Annotated in this window: 14 protein-coding genes and 1 riboswitch; of the genes, 7 read left to right on the forward strand and 7 right to left on the reverse strand. The window is 59.4% G+C overall.

Annotated elements, in window-relative coordinates; translation table 11 throughout:
* Positions 1-152: 152 nt before the first annotated feature.
* On the reverse strand, positions 153-536 hold the full coding sequence (locus tag ACA058_RS28905; RefSeq protein WP_497636950.1) for an MAPEG family protein: 384 nt from the start codon (positions 534-536) through the stop codon (positions 153-155).
* 30 nt (positions 537-566) lie between these two features.
* Positions 567-1,400, reverse strand: a complete 834-nt coding sequence (locus ACA058_RS28910; protein WP_497636951.1) for an EamA family transporter — start codon at positions 1,398-1,400, stop codon at positions 567-569.
* Between the two features lie 294 nt (positions 1,401-1,694).
* Here ACA058_RS28910 and ACA058_RS28915 point away from each other — a divergent pair, with 294 nt between their 5' ends.
* Complete coding sequence (locus tag ACA058_RS28915; RefSeq protein ID WP_497636952.1) at positions 1,695-2,864, forward strand: MFS transporter; 1,170 nt, start codon at positions 1,695-1,697, stop codon at positions 2,862-2,864.
* Here ACA058_RS28915 and ACA058_RS28920 read toward each other — a convergent pair whose 3' ends face one another.
* Together ACA058_RS28920 and ACA058_RS28925 are read right to left on the reverse strand one after the other, a co-directional pair.
* Positions 2,865-3,752: a formate/nitrite transporter family protein gene (locus tag ACA058_RS28920; RefSeq protein ID WP_497636953.1), complete on the reverse strand. Its 888-nt coding sequence runs from the start codon at positions 3,750-3,752 to the stop codon at positions 2,865-2,867.
* A 72-nt stretch (positions 3,753-3,824) separates the two neighbouring features.
* On the reverse strand, positions 3,825-4,229 hold the full coding sequence (locus tag ACA058_RS28925) for an acyl-CoA thioesterase (RefSeq protein ID WP_497636954.1): 405 nt from the start codon (positions 4,227-4,229) through the stop codon (positions 3,825-3,827).
* Positions 4,230-4,398: 169 nt separating this feature from the next.
* A riboswitch (S-adenosyl-L-homocysteine riboswitch) is annotated at positions 4,399-4,501 on the forward strand.
* Between the two features lie 23 nt (positions 4,502-4,524).
* Here ACA058_RS28925 and ahcY point away from each other — a divergent pair.
* The 4 genes from ahcY to rhlE2 all read left to right on the forward strand — a co-directional run bounded on the left by ahcY (position 4,525) and on the right by rhlE2 (position 10,039).
* Positions 4,525-5,934 (forward strand): adenosylhomocysteinase, encoded by a 1,410-nt coding sequence (gene ahcY, locus ACA058_RS28930; RefSeq protein ID WP_497636955.1) that lies wholly within the window; start codon positions 4,525-4,527, stop codon positions 5,932-5,934.
* Positions 5,935-6,091: 157 nt separating this feature from the next.
* Positions 6,092-6,937, forward strand: a complete 846-nt coding sequence (metF, locus tag ACA058_RS28935; RefSeq protein ID WP_497636956.1) for a methylenetetrahydrofolate reductase [NAD(P)H] — start codon at positions 6,092-6,094, stop codon at positions 6,935-6,937.
* A gap of 189 nt (positions 6,938-7,126) precedes the next feature.
* Entirely contained in the window at positions 7,127-7,942 is an 816-nt protein-coding gene (locus tag ACA058_RS28940; RefSeq protein WP_497636957.1) for a substrate-binding periplasmic protein, read from the forward strand.
* Positions 7,943-8,167: 225 nt separating this feature from the next.
* Positions 8,168-10,039 carry an RNA helicase RhlE2 gene (gene rhlE2, locus ACA058_RS28945; RefSeq protein WP_497636958.1) on the forward strand — a complete coding sequence of 624 codons (1,872 nt, stop codon included), beginning with the start codon at positions 8,168-8,170 and terminating at the stop codon, positions 10,037-10,039.
* Positions 10,040-10,260: 221 nt separating this feature from the next.
* On the opposite strand, the gene ACA058_RS28950 is transcribed toward rhlE2, so the two are convergent.
* The 3 genes from ACA058_RS28950 to ACA058_RS28960 all read right to left on the reverse strand — a co-directional run bounded on the left by ACA058_RS28950 (position 10,261) and on the right by ACA058_RS28960 (position 13,843).
* Positions 10,261-10,848: a YceI family protein gene (locus ACA058_RS28950; protein WP_046818303.1), complete on the reverse strand. Its 588-nt coding sequence runs from the start codon at positions 10,846-10,848 to the stop codon at positions 10,261-10,263.
* Positions 10,849-10,880: 32 nt separating this feature from the next.
* Entirely contained in the window at positions 10,881-11,432 is a 552-nt protein-coding gene (locus ACA058_RS28955; RefSeq protein ID WP_497636959.1) for a cytochrome b, read from the reverse strand.
* 653 nt (positions 11,433-12,085) lie between these two features.
* Positions 12,086-13,843 (reverse strand): flavin monoamine oxidase family protein, encoded by a 1,758-nt coding sequence (locus ACA058_RS28960; protein ID WP_497636960.1) that lies wholly within the window; start codon positions 13,841-13,843, stop codon positions 12,086-12,088.
* Positions 13,844-14,063: 220 nt separating this feature from the next.
* Between ACA058_RS28960 and ACA058_RS28965 the strand changes: the two genes are divergently transcribed.
* Both ACA058_RS28965 and ACA058_RS28970 read left to right on the forward strand, forming a co-directional pair.
* Entirely contained in the window at positions 14,064-15,470 is a 1,407-nt protein-coding gene (locus ACA058_RS28965; RefSeq protein WP_497636961.1) for an adenosylmethionine--8-amino-7-oxononanoate transaminase, read from the forward strand.
* A gap of 145 nt (positions 15,471-15,615) precedes the next feature.
* Positions 15,616-16,335, forward strand: coding sequence for a 16S rRNA (uracil(1498)-N(3))-methyltransferase (locus ACA058_RS28970; protein ID WP_497636962.1), 720 nt, complete (start codon positions 15,616-15,618; stop codon positions 16,333-16,335).
* The last annotated feature ends 1 nt before the right edge of the window (position 16,336 follow it).

Below are 16,336 nucleotides of genomic sequence, written 5' to 3' on the forward strand. Positions count from 1 at the left end.
TCTTCCAATTTTGGCCAGATGCCGAAGACGGCTTCCATGAATAGGCCTGATACATAGATGCAACGGGGCGACAGTTTTTCAAAAGCGGGTAGACAGTGGGGGCGAGTCCATACATAGGAGCTGCCGCAGGCTGCGATCTTTTGATCTTGCCTTTAAACCGACACTACAAAGAAGCTGATGATCAACCCCATCCCCACAAACCACGCCAACGACCGCAAAGTCGCCCAGTCCGCCAGATAGAAAATGATGTAAAGAAGTCGACTGGTGATGAACAACACCGACAGCACATTGAGCGTCACTAGCTCCGCATTGCCAACCAGGTGCGCCACGAGCACCGCCGCCGCGAACGCCGGGGTTACTTCAAAACTGTTAAGTTGCGCCGCATGTGCCCGTTTGCCCAAGCCCTCAAGGGAATCGAGAAACCCCCGGGGATCGTGATTGTGTCTCAAACCGTACCCGCCGCTGATCTTGGCCACCCCCGTACACACATACGGCAGGATGATCGCGATTAAAATGCACCACAGAGCAACATTCATGAAGCAGTCCCTTTCTCACGTTTAGACCCGTCAAAATTTCATTACCAACATGCCGACCAGAACCAGCCCACAGGCCAGAAGCCTTGGCCTGCCGAAAGGTTCTTTCAAGTACCGCATGCCGAACAGCACCACCAATATCACGCTGATTTCGCGCAGCGCCGCCGCCTCGGCAATCGAGCCCAACTGCATGGCCCACAGCACCAGAGCGTAGCTGAACAACACACAGAATCCGACCGCCAGACCCAGGCGCCACTGCTCACGCCAGAACAACTTGAACGCCGGCCGCTTGCGTACCCAGGCCAGCAACGGAAACGGCCAGGCACTGAGCAGCGTTACCCAGACCAGGTAATCCAGTGGATGCGACCAGCGCCGCAAGGCCTGGCCGTCGATGAAGGTGTAGCAACCAATGCACAAACCGATCAATGCGACCACAGGTAGCATCGACCACGGCAAGCGTGCTCCGCCTCCCCCCTGCCAGAGCAGGCAAAGCATGCCGAGCGGGATCAGCAGGATTCCGAAGATCTGCTGGTGGGTCAGCACTTCCCCGGCAAAAACCAGTGTCAGCGCCAACACCACCAGCGGCGACACACCACGCATCAGGGGATAGACCAGCCCAAGGTCGCCGACCCGATAGGCCTGGATCAGCAAATAGCGGTAAAGCAACTCGAACGCTGCAGAGGCGAGAATCCACGGCCAGATTTCCAGTGGCGGCGGCTCCACAAACGGTAGCATCACCGCGACGAAAAGCATCGCCACGCTGTCCATGCAGGCCACCACCAGCAAACGCTCCGCACTGAATTTGATCAGGGTATTCCACGCCGCATGCAGCAGCGCCGCCACCAACACCAACGCCGTCGCAAGCACGGCCTACTCCTTTTGTTGTCCCCGCACCCCCTGTAGGAGCTGCCGAAGGCTGCGATCTTTTGACTTTGATACTCAAGATCAAAAGATCGCAGCCTTCGGCAGCTCCTACAAAGAGCAGGTCGAGAATTGATTCGCCATATGTCAGCAGCTGTTTATACTGCAACCAACCACGCCGCACTCAGTTGCGCACAGACTAATTCCAATAACAATGCCCTTGCCCGCTCTCATCGAGATCGGTCTTTGGCATGCGTATGCCTGATCACAGCGTCAAGACTACCGACAGAGACTTTGCGCATGCCACTCGCTTTGCTTGCCCTTGCTGTTGCCGCGTTCGGCATCGGCACCACTGAATTCGTCATCATGGGCTTGCTGCCCGACGTTGCCCGCGACCTCGCGGTGAGCATTCCCCACGCCGGATTGCTGATCACCGGCTACGCCCTGGGCGTGGTGTTCGGTGCGCCGATCCTCGCGGTCGGCACCGCCAACATGCCGCGCAAAGCCACGCTTCTGGGCATGACACTGATGTTTATCCTCGGCAACATGCTTTGCGCGCTGGCGCCGAACTACGCCACGCTGATGGCCGCGCGGGTGATCACTGCGCTGTGCCACGGCGCGTTCTTCGGCATCGGCTCGGTGGTTGCAGCCGGCCTGGTGGCGCCAAACAAACGAGCTCAGGCGATTGCCATGATGTTCACCGGCCTGACCCTGGCCAACGTGCTTGGGGTGCCATTGGGCACCGCGCTTGGTCAATACGCCGGCTGGCGTTCGACGTTCTGGGCGGTGTCGGTGATCGGTGTGATCGCGGCTGTTGCGCAGTGGATCTGGTTGCCGAAGAACATCGCGATGGATAAAGCCAACCTGGCGAGCGAGTTCAAAGTGCTGGGCAAGGCCAACGTGCTGCTGGCACTGGGCATGAGCGTACTGGCCTCGACCAGCCTGTTCAGCGTATTCACCTACATCGCGCCGATCCTGCAGGACATCACCGGTGTTAGCCCCCATGGCGTGACCATCATGCTGTTGTTGTTCGGCGTAGGCTTGACGGCGGGCAGCATGCTCGGCGGGCGATTGGCTGACAGCCGCTTGCTGCCTTCACTGGTCGGCATGGCACTGGCCGTAGTGGTGGTTTTGGCCGCGTTCAGCCAGACCAGTCACTCGGTGATTCCCGCGGCGATTACCTTGGTGTTGTGGGGCATTTTCGCCTTCGCCCTGTGCCCGATCCTGCAACTGCTGATCATCGATCAGGCCCATGAAGCGCCCAACCTTGGGTCAACGCTTAACCAGAGTGCATTCAATCTCGGTAACGCAGCAGGTGCCTGGATCGGCGGGCTGGTGGTCGCCAGCGGTGCAGACCTCGCGGACCTGCCGTGGACCGGCGCACTGGTCAGCGGTTTGACCGTGCTGACCGCGCTGTTGTTTATCTACCTGCAACGGCGCGGTGCCGCTGCGGTGAATGTGCCGGGCTGATTACTTTTTGATCTCCTGCGGATCGGGTTCTTCAGCCTGATCCGCTGCGCTTTTTGGCGGCCCGCTCTCGCTGCGAATCTGCGCATGGCTGATCAACGCGAAGATAAAGCTGCCACCAATGATGTTCCCCACCAGCGTGGGACCTGCGAACACCAGCCAGAAATCCTTCCACGGTAATTGGCCGGCAAACACCAGGTAAGAGACCTCCAGCGACCCGACCACGATGTGCGTGAAATCCCCCAGCGCCATGAGGTAGGTGATGAGGATGATGATCCACATCTTGGCGCTCTCCATGGACGGGATCATCCAGACCATGGTGGCGATCATCCAGCCCGAGATGATGCCCTTGGCGAACATCTGACTGACGTCGTTCTCCATGACCTTGCGGCCGATATCGAGAAAGGCCACGTCGGTCTTGCTGTCGAAAATCGGCAGCTCCAGCATGACGTAAGCCACCAGCAAAGTGCCGCAGAGGTTGCCCACCAGCACCACTCCCCACAGCCGCAGCAATCGGCCGAAGTTCCCCAGCGTAGGCTTGCTCATGATCGGCAGCACGGCGGTCAGGGTGTTTTCGGTGAAGAGTTGCTGGCGGGCAAGAATCACCGCGAGAAAACCGGCGCAATAACCGAAACTGGCAATCACCTTGAAACCTTCGCCGTCCGGCAGTCGGGAGTTGAGCAAGCCCATGCCCATCAACGACAGGCCCATGGTCAGGCCGGCGGCCAACGCCGACCACCACAGTGCGGCAACAGTGCGCTCCAGTTCCTGATCACCCTGAGTACGGATGATTTCGTGCAGGACCGCCGCGCGTGGTGGCTGGTTTTTTTCGACCTCATGCTTTTCTTTTGCCGAGAGGTCGGGGGTCTTGCCGGCTTTTTTAGTGTCCATGGGACTCCTGAACCGTTGGGGTGCGATGTAGTTACGACCCGCGCGGTTCAGATTCCGTTCGTCATCCTCAAATTATTCGACGTTGCCCTCATCCTTGAACTGGTCCTTGACGTACTTGATCTCGGTCCGCCCGTGTGGCGCAGGCAGTCCATCTTCACCCAGGTTGACGAAGACAATCTTCTCCACCGTCAGGATGCTTTTGCGGGTGATCTTGTTGCGCACTTCGCACTTGAGGGTGATCGAGGTGCGACCGAACTCGGTGGCGGTGATACCCAGCTCGATGATGTCGCCCTGGCGCGAGGCGCTCACGAAGTTGATCTCGGAAATGTACTTGGTGACCACGCGCTGGTTGCCCAGCTGGACGATGGCGTAGATCGCCGCCTCTTCGTCGAGCCAACGCAGCAGGCTGCCGCCGAACAGCGTCCCATTGGGATTGAGGTCTTCGGGTTTAACCCATTTGCGGGTGTGGAAATTCATGTTCACTCCTAAAGGCAGTTTCGAGCTGCAAGCTACAAGCGGCAAGAAAGAGCACTCAGATTGCCGCTTGTAGCTTGCAGCTTGCCACTTGCCACTTGCCGCTCAAAGAAAGCTATAATCGCCCCCGTTTCGAAACGGTCATCTTCCCTTGCTACCGTTTTCCCGCCACCTGTCCGAGGGGCGCTGCAGCAGGCTAGACCTGTCAGGCTCGGATGGGGCGTTGCTTGGTCGTCACCGGCCAGACACTAAACGCACAACGGCGCCCATTCGCATACATTACGAATGGAGGCTCTTCATGAGCGCTGTTATCACGCCTGCAGATTTTACCGATTACAAAGTCGCCGATATGTCCCTGGCTGCCTGGGGCCGTCGCGAAACCATCATCGCCGAATCGGAAATGCCGGCCCTGATGGGTCTGCGCCGCAAGTACTCCGAAGAGCAACCGCTCAAGGGCGCGAAGATCCTCGGCTGCATCCACATGACCATTCAGACCGCCGTGCTGATCGAAACCCTGGTTGCCCTGGGTGCCGAAGTACGCTGGTCGTCCTGCAACATTTTCTCGACTCAAGACCAGGCTGCTGCGTCTATCGCCGCTGCCGGCATCCCGGTTTTCGCCTGGAAAGGTGAAACCGAGCAAGAATACGAGTGGTGCCTGGAGCAAACCATCCTGAAAGATGGCGCGCCTTGGGATGCCAACATGATCCTCGACGACGGCGGCGACCTGACCGAACTGCTGCACAAGAAGTACCCACAGGTATTGGATCGCGTTCACGGCGTGACCGAAGAAACCACCACCGGCGTTCACCGCCTGCTGGACATGCTGGCCAAGGGCGAGCTGAAAATCCCGGCCATCAACGTCAACGACTCGGTGACCAAGAGCAAGAACGACAACAAGTACGGCTGCCGTCACAGCCTGAACGATGCGATCAAGCGCGGTACCGACCACCTGCTTTCCGGCAAGCAAGCGCTGGTCATCGGTTACGGTGACGTGGGCAAGGGCTCGGCCCAGTCCCTGCGCCAGGAAGGCATGATCGTCAAGGTTTCCGAAGTCGACCCGATCTGCGCCATGCAAGCCTGCATGGACGGTTTCGAACTGGTTTCGCCGTTCATCGACGGTATCAACACCGGTACCGAAGAAAGCATCGACAAGGCACTGCTGGGCAAGATCGACCTGATCGTGACCACCACCGGTAACGTCAATGTTTGCGATGCGAACATGCTCAAAGCCCTGAAGAAGCGCGCTGTTGTCTGCAACATCGGCCACTTCGACAACGAAATCGACACCGCTTTCATGCGCAAGAACTGGGCATGGGAAGAAGTGAAGCCGCAGGTTCACAAGATCCACCGTACCGGCGCTGGCGCGTTCGACGCCCAGAACGACGACTACCTGATCCTGCTGGCTGAAGGCCGTCTGGTTAACCTGGGCAACGCCACTGGCCACCCAAGCCGCATCATGGACGGTTCGTTCGCCAACCAGGTGCTGGCGCAGATCTTCCTGTTCGGCCAGAAGTACGCCGATCTGTCGCCAGCCCAGAAAGCCGAGCGCCTGACCGTTGAAGTACTGCCGAAGAAACTCGACGAAGAAGTGGCCCTGGAAATGGTCCGCGGTTTCGGCGGCGTCGTGACTCAACTGACCAAGACCCAGGCCGACTACATCGGAGTGACCGTCGAAGGTCCGTTCAAGCCGCACGCTTACCGCTACTGATAGCCCGGCTCTTCCTCTGTAGGAGCGAGCATGCTCGCGAAAAACGTCACGACAACGCGTTTAACCTGTAAGCACGCGTTATCGTTGACGTCCATCGCGAGCATGCTCGCTCCTACAAGGGTCAGCGTCCGCCTTACGTGTTTCCAAGGATATGACCATGTCCCAAGATCGTCGCTACAGCTTCGAGTTCTTCCCTACCAAGACCGACGCTGGGCATGAAAAGCTGCTCGCCACTGCCCGTCAGCTGGCCACGTACAACCCCGATTTCTTCTCCTGCACCTACGGTGCGGGTGGTTCGACCCGTGATCGCACGCTCAACACCGTGTTGCAGCTCGAGAGCGAAGTCAAAATCCCGGCCGCACCGCACCTGTCGTGCGTCGGCGACAGCAAGGCGGACCTGCGCGGCCTGCTGAGCCAGTACAAGGCCGCCGGTATCCAGCGCATCGTCGCCTTGCGCGGTGACCTGCCTTCGGGCATGGGCATGGCCAGCGGTGAAATGCGCCACGCCAACGACCTGGTTGAATTCATCCGTGAAGAGACCGGCGATCATTTCCACATTGAAGTCGCCGCCTACCCGGAAATGCATCCGCAGGCACGCAACTTCGAAGACGATCTCAACAACTTCGTGCGCAAAGCCAACGCTGGCGCCGACAGTGCGATCACCCAGTACTTCTTCAACGCCGACAGCTACTTCTACTTCGTCGAGCGTGTGCGGGCCAAGGGCGTGAACATCCCGATCGTGCCGGGGATCATGCCGATCACCAACTACAGCAAGCTGGCACGCTTCTCCGATGCCTGCGGTGCGGAAATCCCGCGCTGGATCCGCAAGCAACTGGAAGCCTATGGTGACGATACCCAGAGCATCCAGCGTTTCGGCGAGCAAGTCATCACCGAGATGTGCGAACGCCTGCTGCAGGGCGGCGCGCCAGGGCTGCACTTCTACACGCTGAACCAGGCTGAAGCGAGCCTGGCGGTGTGGAACAACCTGAAGTTGCCGCGTTAAGCAAAGCAAGATCAAAAAATCGCAGCCGGTGGCACAGCTCCTACAGGGAATACACATTCCAATGCAGGAGCTATCGCAGGCTGCGATCTTTTGCTTTCAACGCGCTTTTACTGTGATGCAACACACGGAGATAGAGCTTCTCGTTCCCATTTCTGGCTCTTTCGCGTTTCTCGTCGTAATCTCAAGCCCATGCCTTTGATCACGCAGTTCATCGCCCTGCTTGTTTTTACTTGCCTTAGCTTTGCCGCTAGGGGCGAGAAGTTGCGCATTGTCACCGAACCCTGGGCACCTTACGTGTATGAGGAAAACGGCAAAGCCCTGGGGCTGGACTACGAAACCACGGCCATCGTCTTCAAGCGCCTGGGCATCGAAGTGGAATGGCAATTCCTGCCATGGAAACGTTGCCTGTCGATGCTTGAAACAGGTCAGGCGGACGGCGCGCTGGACATTTTCCATAGCGATGAGCGCGATGCGACCCTGCTCTACCCCAGCGAACCGCTCTCGGAAGTCCAGTTCGTGATGTTCTACGCCAACGCCAGGCCCCATCCGTTTCGCACCCTCGACGAACTGCGCGGCCTGACCATCGGTATCTCTCCTGGCTACCTGTATAGCCAGGACTTCAGGGACTCGACCCTGTTCACCCGGGAACCGGCACCGAGCCATGAAGCGAACTTCGGCAAACTGGTGCGTGGTCGGATCGACCTGCTGATCACCGACCGCAGGGTGGGCCAGCACTTGCTCAACGAACTGAGCATCCGCAACCAGATCACCGAAAACCCCACAGTCATCAGTCAGCAGAGCCAGTTTCTGGCGGTGCGACGCAATGCCGGCATGGACTTGCTGGTGCAGCGCTTCGGCGCTGAACTCAAACGTTTCAAGCGCGAACCAGCCTACGCCGAGCTCAGCGCGCGATATGGCGCCGCCCCGTCCAATACCGTCAACGCCGCACGGACCACGGCCAACACGGAAAAAACCGTTGAGCAGCAGGAAAGCGGCGCGCAGTGATTGCTCTGTTATACTCCGGCCTTCCCGCCAGGCTCACGCCCGGACGCTCGGAACCGTTCAAGGCATCTCGACCCCGCTACAGCGCAGCTTTTCAGCCCGCGCGAGTGTTCCAGACGAGCCTTCGTGACCGAAGCAGGACCGGACGGGATTGCGTTCCTCATAAACGCCATTCGCGCCAGGCAAGACTCCCATTGGGCCAAGCCCTAACTTAGAACAGGATTACTCATGTCCTTTGCTTCCCTCGGTCTCTCCGAGGCTTTAGTCCGCGCCATCGAGGCAGCGGGCTATACCGAGCCTACTCCGGTGCAACAGCGGGCCATTCCCGCCGTGTTGCAAGGTCGCGACTTGATGGTCGCGGCACAGACAGGTACTGGTAAAACCGGCGGTTTCGCCCTTCCGATCCTGGAGCGGTTGTTCCCCAACGGTCACCCGGACAAATCCCAGCGTCACGGCCCGCGCCAACCGCGCGTACTGGTCCTGACCCCTACTCGCGAACTCGCAGCGCAAGTGCACGAAAGCTTCAAGGTCTATGCCCGTGACCTGAAGTTCGTCAGCGCCTGCATTTTCGGTGGCGTCGGCATGAACCCGCAGGTCCAGGCCATGTCCCGTGGCGTAGACGTGCTGGTAGCCTGCCCTGGCCGCCTGCTCGACCTCGCCGGCCAAGGCAGTGTCGACCTGTCCCACGTGGAAATCCTCGTGCTGGACGAAGCCGACCGCATGCTCGACATGGGCTTTGTCCATGACGTGAAGAAGGTCCTGGCCCGTCTGCCGGCCAAGCGCCAGAACCTGCTGTTCTCGGCGACCTTCTCCAAGGACATCACCGACCTCGCCGGCAAGCTGCTGCACAACCCGGAACGCATCGAAGTCACGCCGCCGAACACCACGGTCGAGCGCATCGAACAGCGCGTATTCCGTCTGCCGGCCAGCCACAAACGTTCGTTGCTGGCGCACCTGATCACCGCCGGTGCCTGGGAACAGGTACTCGTGTTCACCCGCACCAAGCACGGCGCCAACCGCCTGGCCGAGTACCTGGACAAACACGGCCTGAGCGCCGTCGCGATCCACGGCAACAAGAGCCAGAACGCTCGCACCAAAGCCCTGGCCGACTTCAAGGCCGGTACCGTGCGCATCCTGGTTGCCACCGACATCGCCGCTCGCGGCCTGGACATCGACCAGTTGCCACACGTGGTCAACTTCGAACTGCCTAACGTCGATGAAGACTACGTGCACCGGATCGGCCGTACTGGCCGTGCCGGTCGTTCGGGCGAGGCGATCTCGCTGGTGGCCCCGGACGAAGAAAAACTGCTGAAAAGCATCGAACGCATGACCAGGCAGAAAATCGCCGACGGCGACCTGATGGGCTTCGATGCCAGCGCCGTGGAAGCCGAGAAACCCGAAGCACGCGAGCGTCCGGACATGCGCAATCCGCGCAATCCACGTGGCCCACGCGGTGATGGTCCGAATGGCGGCGGTGGTGGTGGCGGTCGCAAGGACAAAGGCAAGGACAAGGGCAAGGAAAAACCGGCGAGTGAGCGCGGTGAACGTCCGGCCCGTCAGCAAAAGCCCCGCGAAGGCACCCCGGCCCGCGAACAGCGTCAGCCAAGCCAGCCGCGTGCCGCTGCTGATCGTGCCCCGGATGAGTTCCTGGACGACGATGTCGATAACTTCGGTAACCGCGTCGACTACGTTCCCCAGCAGAAACCTGCCCAGGGCCGCGGTCGTCGTCCAGGTGCTCCGGCACAAGGTACAGCCGCAGGCGCAGGCGCTCCGCGTGGCGGCAAGCCACAGGGTGGTCGCCAGAACGGTCCGCGCAACAGCGATGGCGCCAGCACCGGCACCCCGCCAGCCAAGCGCAGCGGTCCACGCAGCGGCGCACCACGTGATGGCCAGGCCCGTCGTGAAGACTCACGAACCCGTCGCCCGGCCCGTGACGAGCAACCGCGTTCGGAACCCGCCGTGCAGAACCCGCGTGGTCCCGCGCCGAAGATCATGCACAAGGAGTCGAAGGCCGATCGCTTCCCGACACCTGAGCAGCTGGATCAACTGCCAAGCCGTCCTCGTGGCGAAAAACCGGCGTTGCTGACGCGCAATCGCTGAGTTATCGCTGCAATAAAAAAATGCCCCGCACCGAAAGGTCCGGGGCATTTTTTTGGCATACCGAACCCTGTAGGAGCATGGCTTGCCCGCGATGGCGTCTTTCGGTACACATCTGAAACCGAGGTGTATCCATCGCGAGCAAGCTTTGCTCCTACAGGGTTATGCGTATAAAAAAACGCCCGCGCTCGTGAGAGCAGCGGGCGTTTTTTTAGGCGCGAAAATTATTTCGCTTTGACACCTTCAAAGGTTACGTACATTTCAACTGCATCGGACGATGGACCCAGGTCTTTCTGCTTGCCGAAATCGGAACGCTTGAGGCTGAAGGTACCCTCGAAGCCCGCACGGTAGCCGCCCCATGGATCCTTGCCTTCACCCAGGAAGGTCGCCTTGACCACGATTGGCTTGGTCACACCGAGGATAGTCAGATCGCCAGCCACGTCAGCAGTGTCCTTGCCAGCAGCGTTTTTGCCGGTAGGTTTGACGCTGGTGGAAACAAAGGTGGCTTTGCTCCCGTTCAGGAAGTCTTTGCTGGAGATGTGCTTGTCGCGCTCGGCGTTGTTAGTAAACACGCTGGCGGTGTTCACGTTGAATTCGATCTTGCTGTCTTCAGGCTTGGCAGCGTCAAAGCTGAACTTGCCGTCGATGTCCTTGAAAGTACCGGTGATGAAGCTGTAGCCCAAGTGGCTGATCTTGAAGTCAACGAAGGCGTGCTGGCCTTCTTTGTCGACGACGTAGTCAGCGGCCATGACGCTACCGGCGGACAACAGGGCGGAACCGATTGCCAGAGCGGCCAGAGTCTTTTTCAACATACTTTGTTTTCCTTTGGAGTCGAGGTTGAACTTTAGGCTTTGCGACCCAGCATTCGCTTGAGGGTCACATCACGGTCGATAAAGTGGTGCTTCAATGCTGCCAACGCATGGAGGCCGGAAAAAATTACCAGCACCCACGCCAGCCAGAGGTGAATCACACCGGCGGTATCTGCCTGGTCCGGTAGTCCGGACACCAGCGCAGGCACTTCAAACAAGCCGAACACCGGGATACCGACACCTTCTGCGGTGGAAATCAGGTAACCGGCAATCATCACAGCGAACAGACTGAGATACAGAAAGCCATGGCCGAAATGAGCGCCCAGGCGCGTCATGCGGCTGTAGCTGGACAGGGTCGGTGGCGGCGGACTGACAAAGCGCCACAACACCCGCAGCACCATCACGCACAGCAACACCAGGCCGATGCTCTTGTGCAGGTCCGGCGCGTCTTTGCGCCAGGTGCTGTAGTAGTCGAGCCCGACCATCCACAGCCCCAACGCGAACAGGCCGAAGACCGCCAGCGCAACACCCCAGTGCATGAAAATGCTGACCCAGCCGTAACGGGAATTGGAATTTCGTAGCTGCATTGCCTAGATCCCTGTAAGTGCTGGCCCAAGACTATCGATTTATCTATCGAATTAAAGCCGAAAATTTCGCTTTGAAATATCGAGAAATGCGATCAAGAGTCTGAATCACGCGGGTTAAGGAAAGATTAAAGTCGAAATTGTGAAAAAAAGTGAATACAAACCAGAGAACACCTGTATCAAAAGATTTATTCGATTTCGGCTTTCGGTTTTTCTTCAGGCGTAAAAAAGCGCGTCCCTTGAGCCGCGCTTTTTTACGCCTGAATGGAGTTTCTCAATAGGTCCTCCCTAGCCACGATTAATGACCTGGGCGATTCCTAGTAGCTTTTGAAGACTGGAGGCGGATCCAGGCAATCAGGATCGTAGGGATTAATCTGACATCTGTAGGCCAGCTCATGGCCAGGTCCTTTACGAAACCAATGGCCATTTTCACAACTACTCAGTGTTATCAATATCATTATCGCCACTAGTGCTTTCATACGCCCTCCAGTTTTTTGAAGAGCATAGATTTCCAGTTCAGGCGTTACCCATCATGCGTTTCCGGTTATTTTGTGGGACGCATCTGATAAATCGCTGAGGCGTGTAGGACCGGGATCGTGGATTGATAGATGAAAAAAAGCGCGGCCCTTGAGCCGCGCTTTTTTTACGCCCGAACGTTACTGGGCCTTGGTAACAGTGGTCGCCACTGGCTTCTTCGCCGGTTCAGCCTTTTTCGCCGGAGCCTTGGCCGGGGCTTTTTTTGCCTCGGTCTTGGCTGCCGGTTTCTTCGCCGGGGCTTTGGCCTGCGCTTTCTTGGCTGGCTCAGCCTTCACCGGTGCAACAGGCTTCGGTGCCTCGACCGGTGCTGGTGCTGGTGCTAGCGTTGGGGCTGGTGCAGGAGCTGGAGCGACCGGCTCAGGTGCCTTGACCGGCTCCGGCTTCTTTTCGTCGTCCGAACCACCAAACAGATTGCTGAAGAAGTTGCCCTTCTTCGCCGCCACCACGCCAGCACCTGCCACAGCAGCGGCAGTCGCTACCGGACCAACCTTCGCCGGTTCAAACGACTTGCCCGCCGCCAGGTCTTCAACCTGACTGGCCGCACGCTGACCAGTACGCAATGCACCTTCCAGGGTACCCGGGTACAAGGTATCGGTGTGTTCGCCGGCAAAGGCTACGCGCTGAATCGGACGTTCCCACAGGCGCCAGAACTTGCTGATCTGACCTGGGCCGAACGCCAGGTAAGCGCCGCCCATCGAAGGGTCGGTGCTGTAGCGACGGATTTCATAACCGGTAAACGAACCGCGCGCCTGTGGATAAAACGCGTGCAGGCGGATCAACACCTGATCGACCATCTGCTTGTCGCCGAACGCCTGCATCACCCGTGCGTTATCGCCGGACAGGTTGATCACTACGTTAGCGCCGCCCTTCAGCGCCGGCTCGACCCACAACATGCCCAGACCGGTGTTGCTGTAGATCTCGCCGGACATGCGCGCCTTGCTTTCCCACACCGGCGTCTTGAACTTCAGCATGATCTGGTCGCGCCAGCCGTAGTTGGTGCCCTTGATCGCGGCCTGGTGCTGGGCGTCCAGCGCCGGGGTCATCTGGATCTTGTTCAGGGCGCGCAATGGCACGGCCAGTACGACGTAGTCAGCCTGATAGCCAACGCTGCCGACCTTGACGGTGACACCGTCCTTGTCTTGGGTAATGGCCGAGACCGGGGAGCTGGTCTTGATGGTTTTCAGCTGCTTGACGAAAGCCTGGGCCAGCACCGGGCTGCCACCGACCAGGCGCGATGCGCGCAGGTCACGGTCGGAAACGCCACGGTAAACGCGGCTCTGCTGAGCGAAGTAGAGCAGCGAGATACGCGAAGGTTCGTCATAGCGGGTACGAATCTGCTGGTTCACCAACTGACGGGCAGTGGGCGGCAAGGTCAAGCGATCAAGCCAGTTGGACACGTTGATCTGGTCCAGGGCGTGCAGCGTATTGTTGGCCGACGGATTCTGCGGGTCTTCGATCGAGCGCGCCAGGTCATCCACGGTCTTTTCGTAGCGCTTGAGCGCTTCGGCAGTGGTTGGATCCTTGGTGGCCAGATCGGCAGCGGTGTAATACACGCCGTCGATCAGGTAGCTCGGTGTGCGCACGAATTCGGGCGCTGGTGTGGTGCTGAGGTTGAACGTCGAGACGTACTTGTTCAGGACCGGCTGGGTCTTGTCGTTGCCGATCCACTCGCTGGTGGCCATGCCGGAACGGCCGCCCAGGCTCGGCTTGGCTTCCAGCAGCGTGACCTGCCAGCCTTTGTTCTGCAGTTCATAAGCAGCCGTAAGGCCCGCGACCCCACCGCCGATCACGATTGCGGTTTTATCCTTGGCCAGCGCAGACACGCTGAACAGCCCCAACATCACCAGCGCACAGGCGCGCAGCCAACCGACAGACATTCAGCGAACTCCGGAAATACAGGAAAAATAGCGGTTTTGCGAGCCAGGCGGCTCCAGAACCGCGAAGGATACGTCAGCCGTCAGACGCCCGCCAGCAACGTCTACTGCCCTATATAAGGTAGCTCATTCGACACAATGGGTTGTTCCAGGGGCACGCATTGCATAGGCTTGCGCGATTGTATGTCCGCGCGTGTCACGGACCGCCTCGAGGAGACTGAACATGGGCCTGAATAATCAGTGGATGCAACGCGATCTCGCGGTGTTGTGGCATCCCTGCACCCAGATGAAAGATCACGAACAACTGCCGCTGATCCCGATCAAGCGCGGTGAAGGCGTGTGGCTGGAAGATTTTGAAGGCAAACGCTACCTCGACGCGGTGAGCTCGTGGTGGGTGAACGTGTTCGGTCATGCCAACCCGCGCATCAACCAGCGCATCAAGGACCAGGTCGATCAGCTGGAACACGTGATCCTCGCCGGCTTCAGCCATCAGCCGGTGATCGAGTTGTCCGAGCGCCTGGTAAAAATGACACCGGAAGGCCTGACCCGGTGTTTCTACGCCGATAACGGTTCGTCCTGCATCGAAGTCGCGCTGAAAATGAGTTTTCACTACTGGCTCAACCGCGGCCAGCCGAACAAGAAGCGCTTTGTCACCCTGACCAACAGCTACCACGGCGAAACCATGGCGGCGATGTCGGTGGGTGACGTGCCGCTGTTCACCGAAACCTACAAGGCCCTGCTGCTCGACACCATCAAGGTGCCGAGCCCTGATTGCTACCTGCGCCCTGAGGGCATGAGCTGGGAAGAACACTCGCGCAACATGTTCGCCGCCATGGAACAGACCCTGGCCGAGCATCACGACACCGTTGCGGCGGTGATCGTCGAGCCGCTGATCCAGGGCGCCGGTGGCATGCGCATGTACCACCCGGTGTACCTCAAGCTGTTGCGCGAAGCCTGCGACCGCTATGGCGTGCATCTGATCCACGACGAAATCGCCGTTGGTTTCGGTCGCACCGGGACGATGTTCGCCTGTGAACAGGCCGGCATCCGTCCGGACTTCCTCTGCCTGTCCAAGGCCCTGACCGGTGGCTACCTGCCACTGGCGGCGTGCCTGACCACCGATGAGGTCTACAGCGCCTTCTACGATGATTACCCGACCCTGCGCGCCTTCCTGCATTCCCACAGCTACACTGGCAACCCGCTGGCGTGCGCGGCAGCCCTGGCGACGCTGGATATCTTCGAAGAAGACAACGTCATCGAGAACAACAAGGCCCTGGCGCAACGCATGGCTTCATCCACCGCGCATCTGGTCGATCATCCGAACGTCAGCGAAGTGCGCCAGACCGGCATGGTGCTGGCCATCGAGATGGTCAAGGACAAGGCGAGCAAAGAGGCCTACCCATGGCAGGAACGCCGTGGCCTGAAGGTGTTCCAGCATGCACTGGAGCGCGGTGCCTTGCTGCGGCCGTTGGGCAGCGTGGTGTATTTCCTGCCGCCATACGTGATCACCCCGGAGCAGATCGACTTCCTCGCCGAAGTCGCCAGTGAAGGGATCGACATTGCCACCCGCGAAAGCGTCAGCGTGGCGGTGCCGAAGGACTTTCATCCCGGATTCCGTGATCCGGGCTAACTGTCACTAAGTAACCCTGTGGCGAGGGGATTTATCCCCGTTGGGCTGCGTAGCGGCCCCAAAAGATGGGACTGCTGCGCAGTCCAGCGGGGATAAATCCCCTCGCCACAAACGCAGTTCCGATCCAATTTTTCAGAGACCCAGCATGAGACTGTCCCGCTTCTTTATCGACGCCCCCCTGAGCACCGGCGAGCACGAGTTGCCCGAGGCCCAGGCCCATTACATCGGTCGCGTACTGCGCATGGCCGAGGGCGATGCGTTGCAACTGTTCGACGGTTCCGGCCATGAATTTCGCGGCACGCTGGTGGAAGTCGGCAAAAAACGCGTAGTGGTACAGATCAATGAACAGTTCGCCGGCCAGGTGGAATCGCCTTTGCAGATCCACCTCGGCCAAGGCTTGTCCCGCGGCGAGCGCATGGACTGGGCGATCCAGAAAGCTACCGAATTGGGTGTCACGGAAATCACGCCGATCTTCAGTGAACGCTGCGAAGTTCGGCTCAAGGACGAACGCGCCGACAAACGCCTGCTGCACTGGCGCCAGGTGGCGATCAGCGCCTGCGAGCAATGCGGACGCTCACGGGTGCCGGTGATTCATCCGCCGGTGCTGTTGGCTGAATGGCTGAAACAGACTGAGGCGGAACTGAAGCTGGTGTTGCATCCAGTGGCTGAGCCGTTGGTCAGTCATGCCAAACCTTCGACCCTGGCCTTCATGATCGGCCCGGAAGGTGGGTTGTCGGATGCCGAAGTCGAGCAGGCCAAGGCCGGTGGTTTTCACGCCGCCCGCCTCGGCCCGCGGGTGTTGCGCACCGAAACCGCGCCGGTGGTCGCACTCTCGGTGGCCCAACAACTTTGGGGCGACTTCTAGG

The sequence above is a fragment of the Pseudomonas sp. LBUM1649 genome (assembly GCF_059716155.1).

Excerpts from the sequence above, each read along its gene's own strand:
- ACA058_RS28905 (WP_497636950.1), bottom strand. The coding sequence starts at position 536 with ATGAATGTTGCTCTGTGGTGCATTTTAATCGCGATCATCCTGCCGTAT.
- ACA058_RS28915 (WP_497636952.1), top strand. The coding sequence starts at position 1,695 with ATGCCACTCGCTTTGCTTGCCCTTGCTGTTGCCGCGTTCGGCATCGGC.
- ACA058_RS28920 (WP_497636953.1), bottom strand. The coding sequence starts at position 3,752 with ATGGACACTAAAAAAGCCGGCAAGACCCCCGACCTCTCGGCAAAAGAA.
- ACA058_RS28925 (WP_497636954.1), bottom strand. The coding sequence starts at position 4,229 with ATGAATTTCCACACCCGCAAATGGGTTAAACCCGAAGACCTCAATCCC.
- ahcY (WP_497636955.1), top strand. The coding sequence starts at position 4,525 with ATGAGCGCTGTTATCACGCCTGCAGATTTTACCGATTACAAAGTCGCC.
- metF (WP_497636956.1), top strand. The coding sequence starts at position 6,092 with ATGTCCCAAGATCGTCGCTACAGCTTCGAGTTCTTCCCTACCAAGACC.
- ACA058_RS28940 (WP_497636957.1), top strand. The coding sequence starts at position 7,127 with ATGCCTTTGATCACGCAGTTCATCGCCCTGCTTGTTTTTACTTGCCTT.
- rhlE2 (WP_497636958.1), top strand. The coding sequence starts at position 8,168 with ATGTCCTTTGCTTCCCTCGGTCTCTCCGAGGCTTTAGTCCGCGCCATC.
- ACA058_RS28950 (WP_046818303.1), bottom strand. The coding sequence starts at position 10,848 with ATGTTGAAAAAGACTCTGGCCGCTCTGGCAATCGGTTCCGCCCTGTTG.
- ACA058_RS28955 (WP_497636959.1), bottom strand. The coding sequence starts at position 11,432 with ATGCAGCTACGAAATTCCAATTCCCGTTACGGCTGGGTCAGCATTTTC.
- ACA058_RS28960 (WP_497636960.1), bottom strand. The coding sequence starts at position 13,843 with ATGTCTGTCGGTTGGCTGCGCGCCTGTGCGCTGGTGATGTTGGGGCTG.
- ACA058_RS28965 (WP_497636961.1), top strand. The coding sequence starts at position 14,064 with ATGGGCCTGAATAATCAGTGGATGCAACGCGATCTCGCGGTGTTGTGG.
- ACA058_RS28970 (WP_497636962.1), top strand. The coding sequence starts at position 15,616 with ATGAGACTGTCCCGCTTCTTTATCGACGCCCCCCTGAGCACCGGCGAG.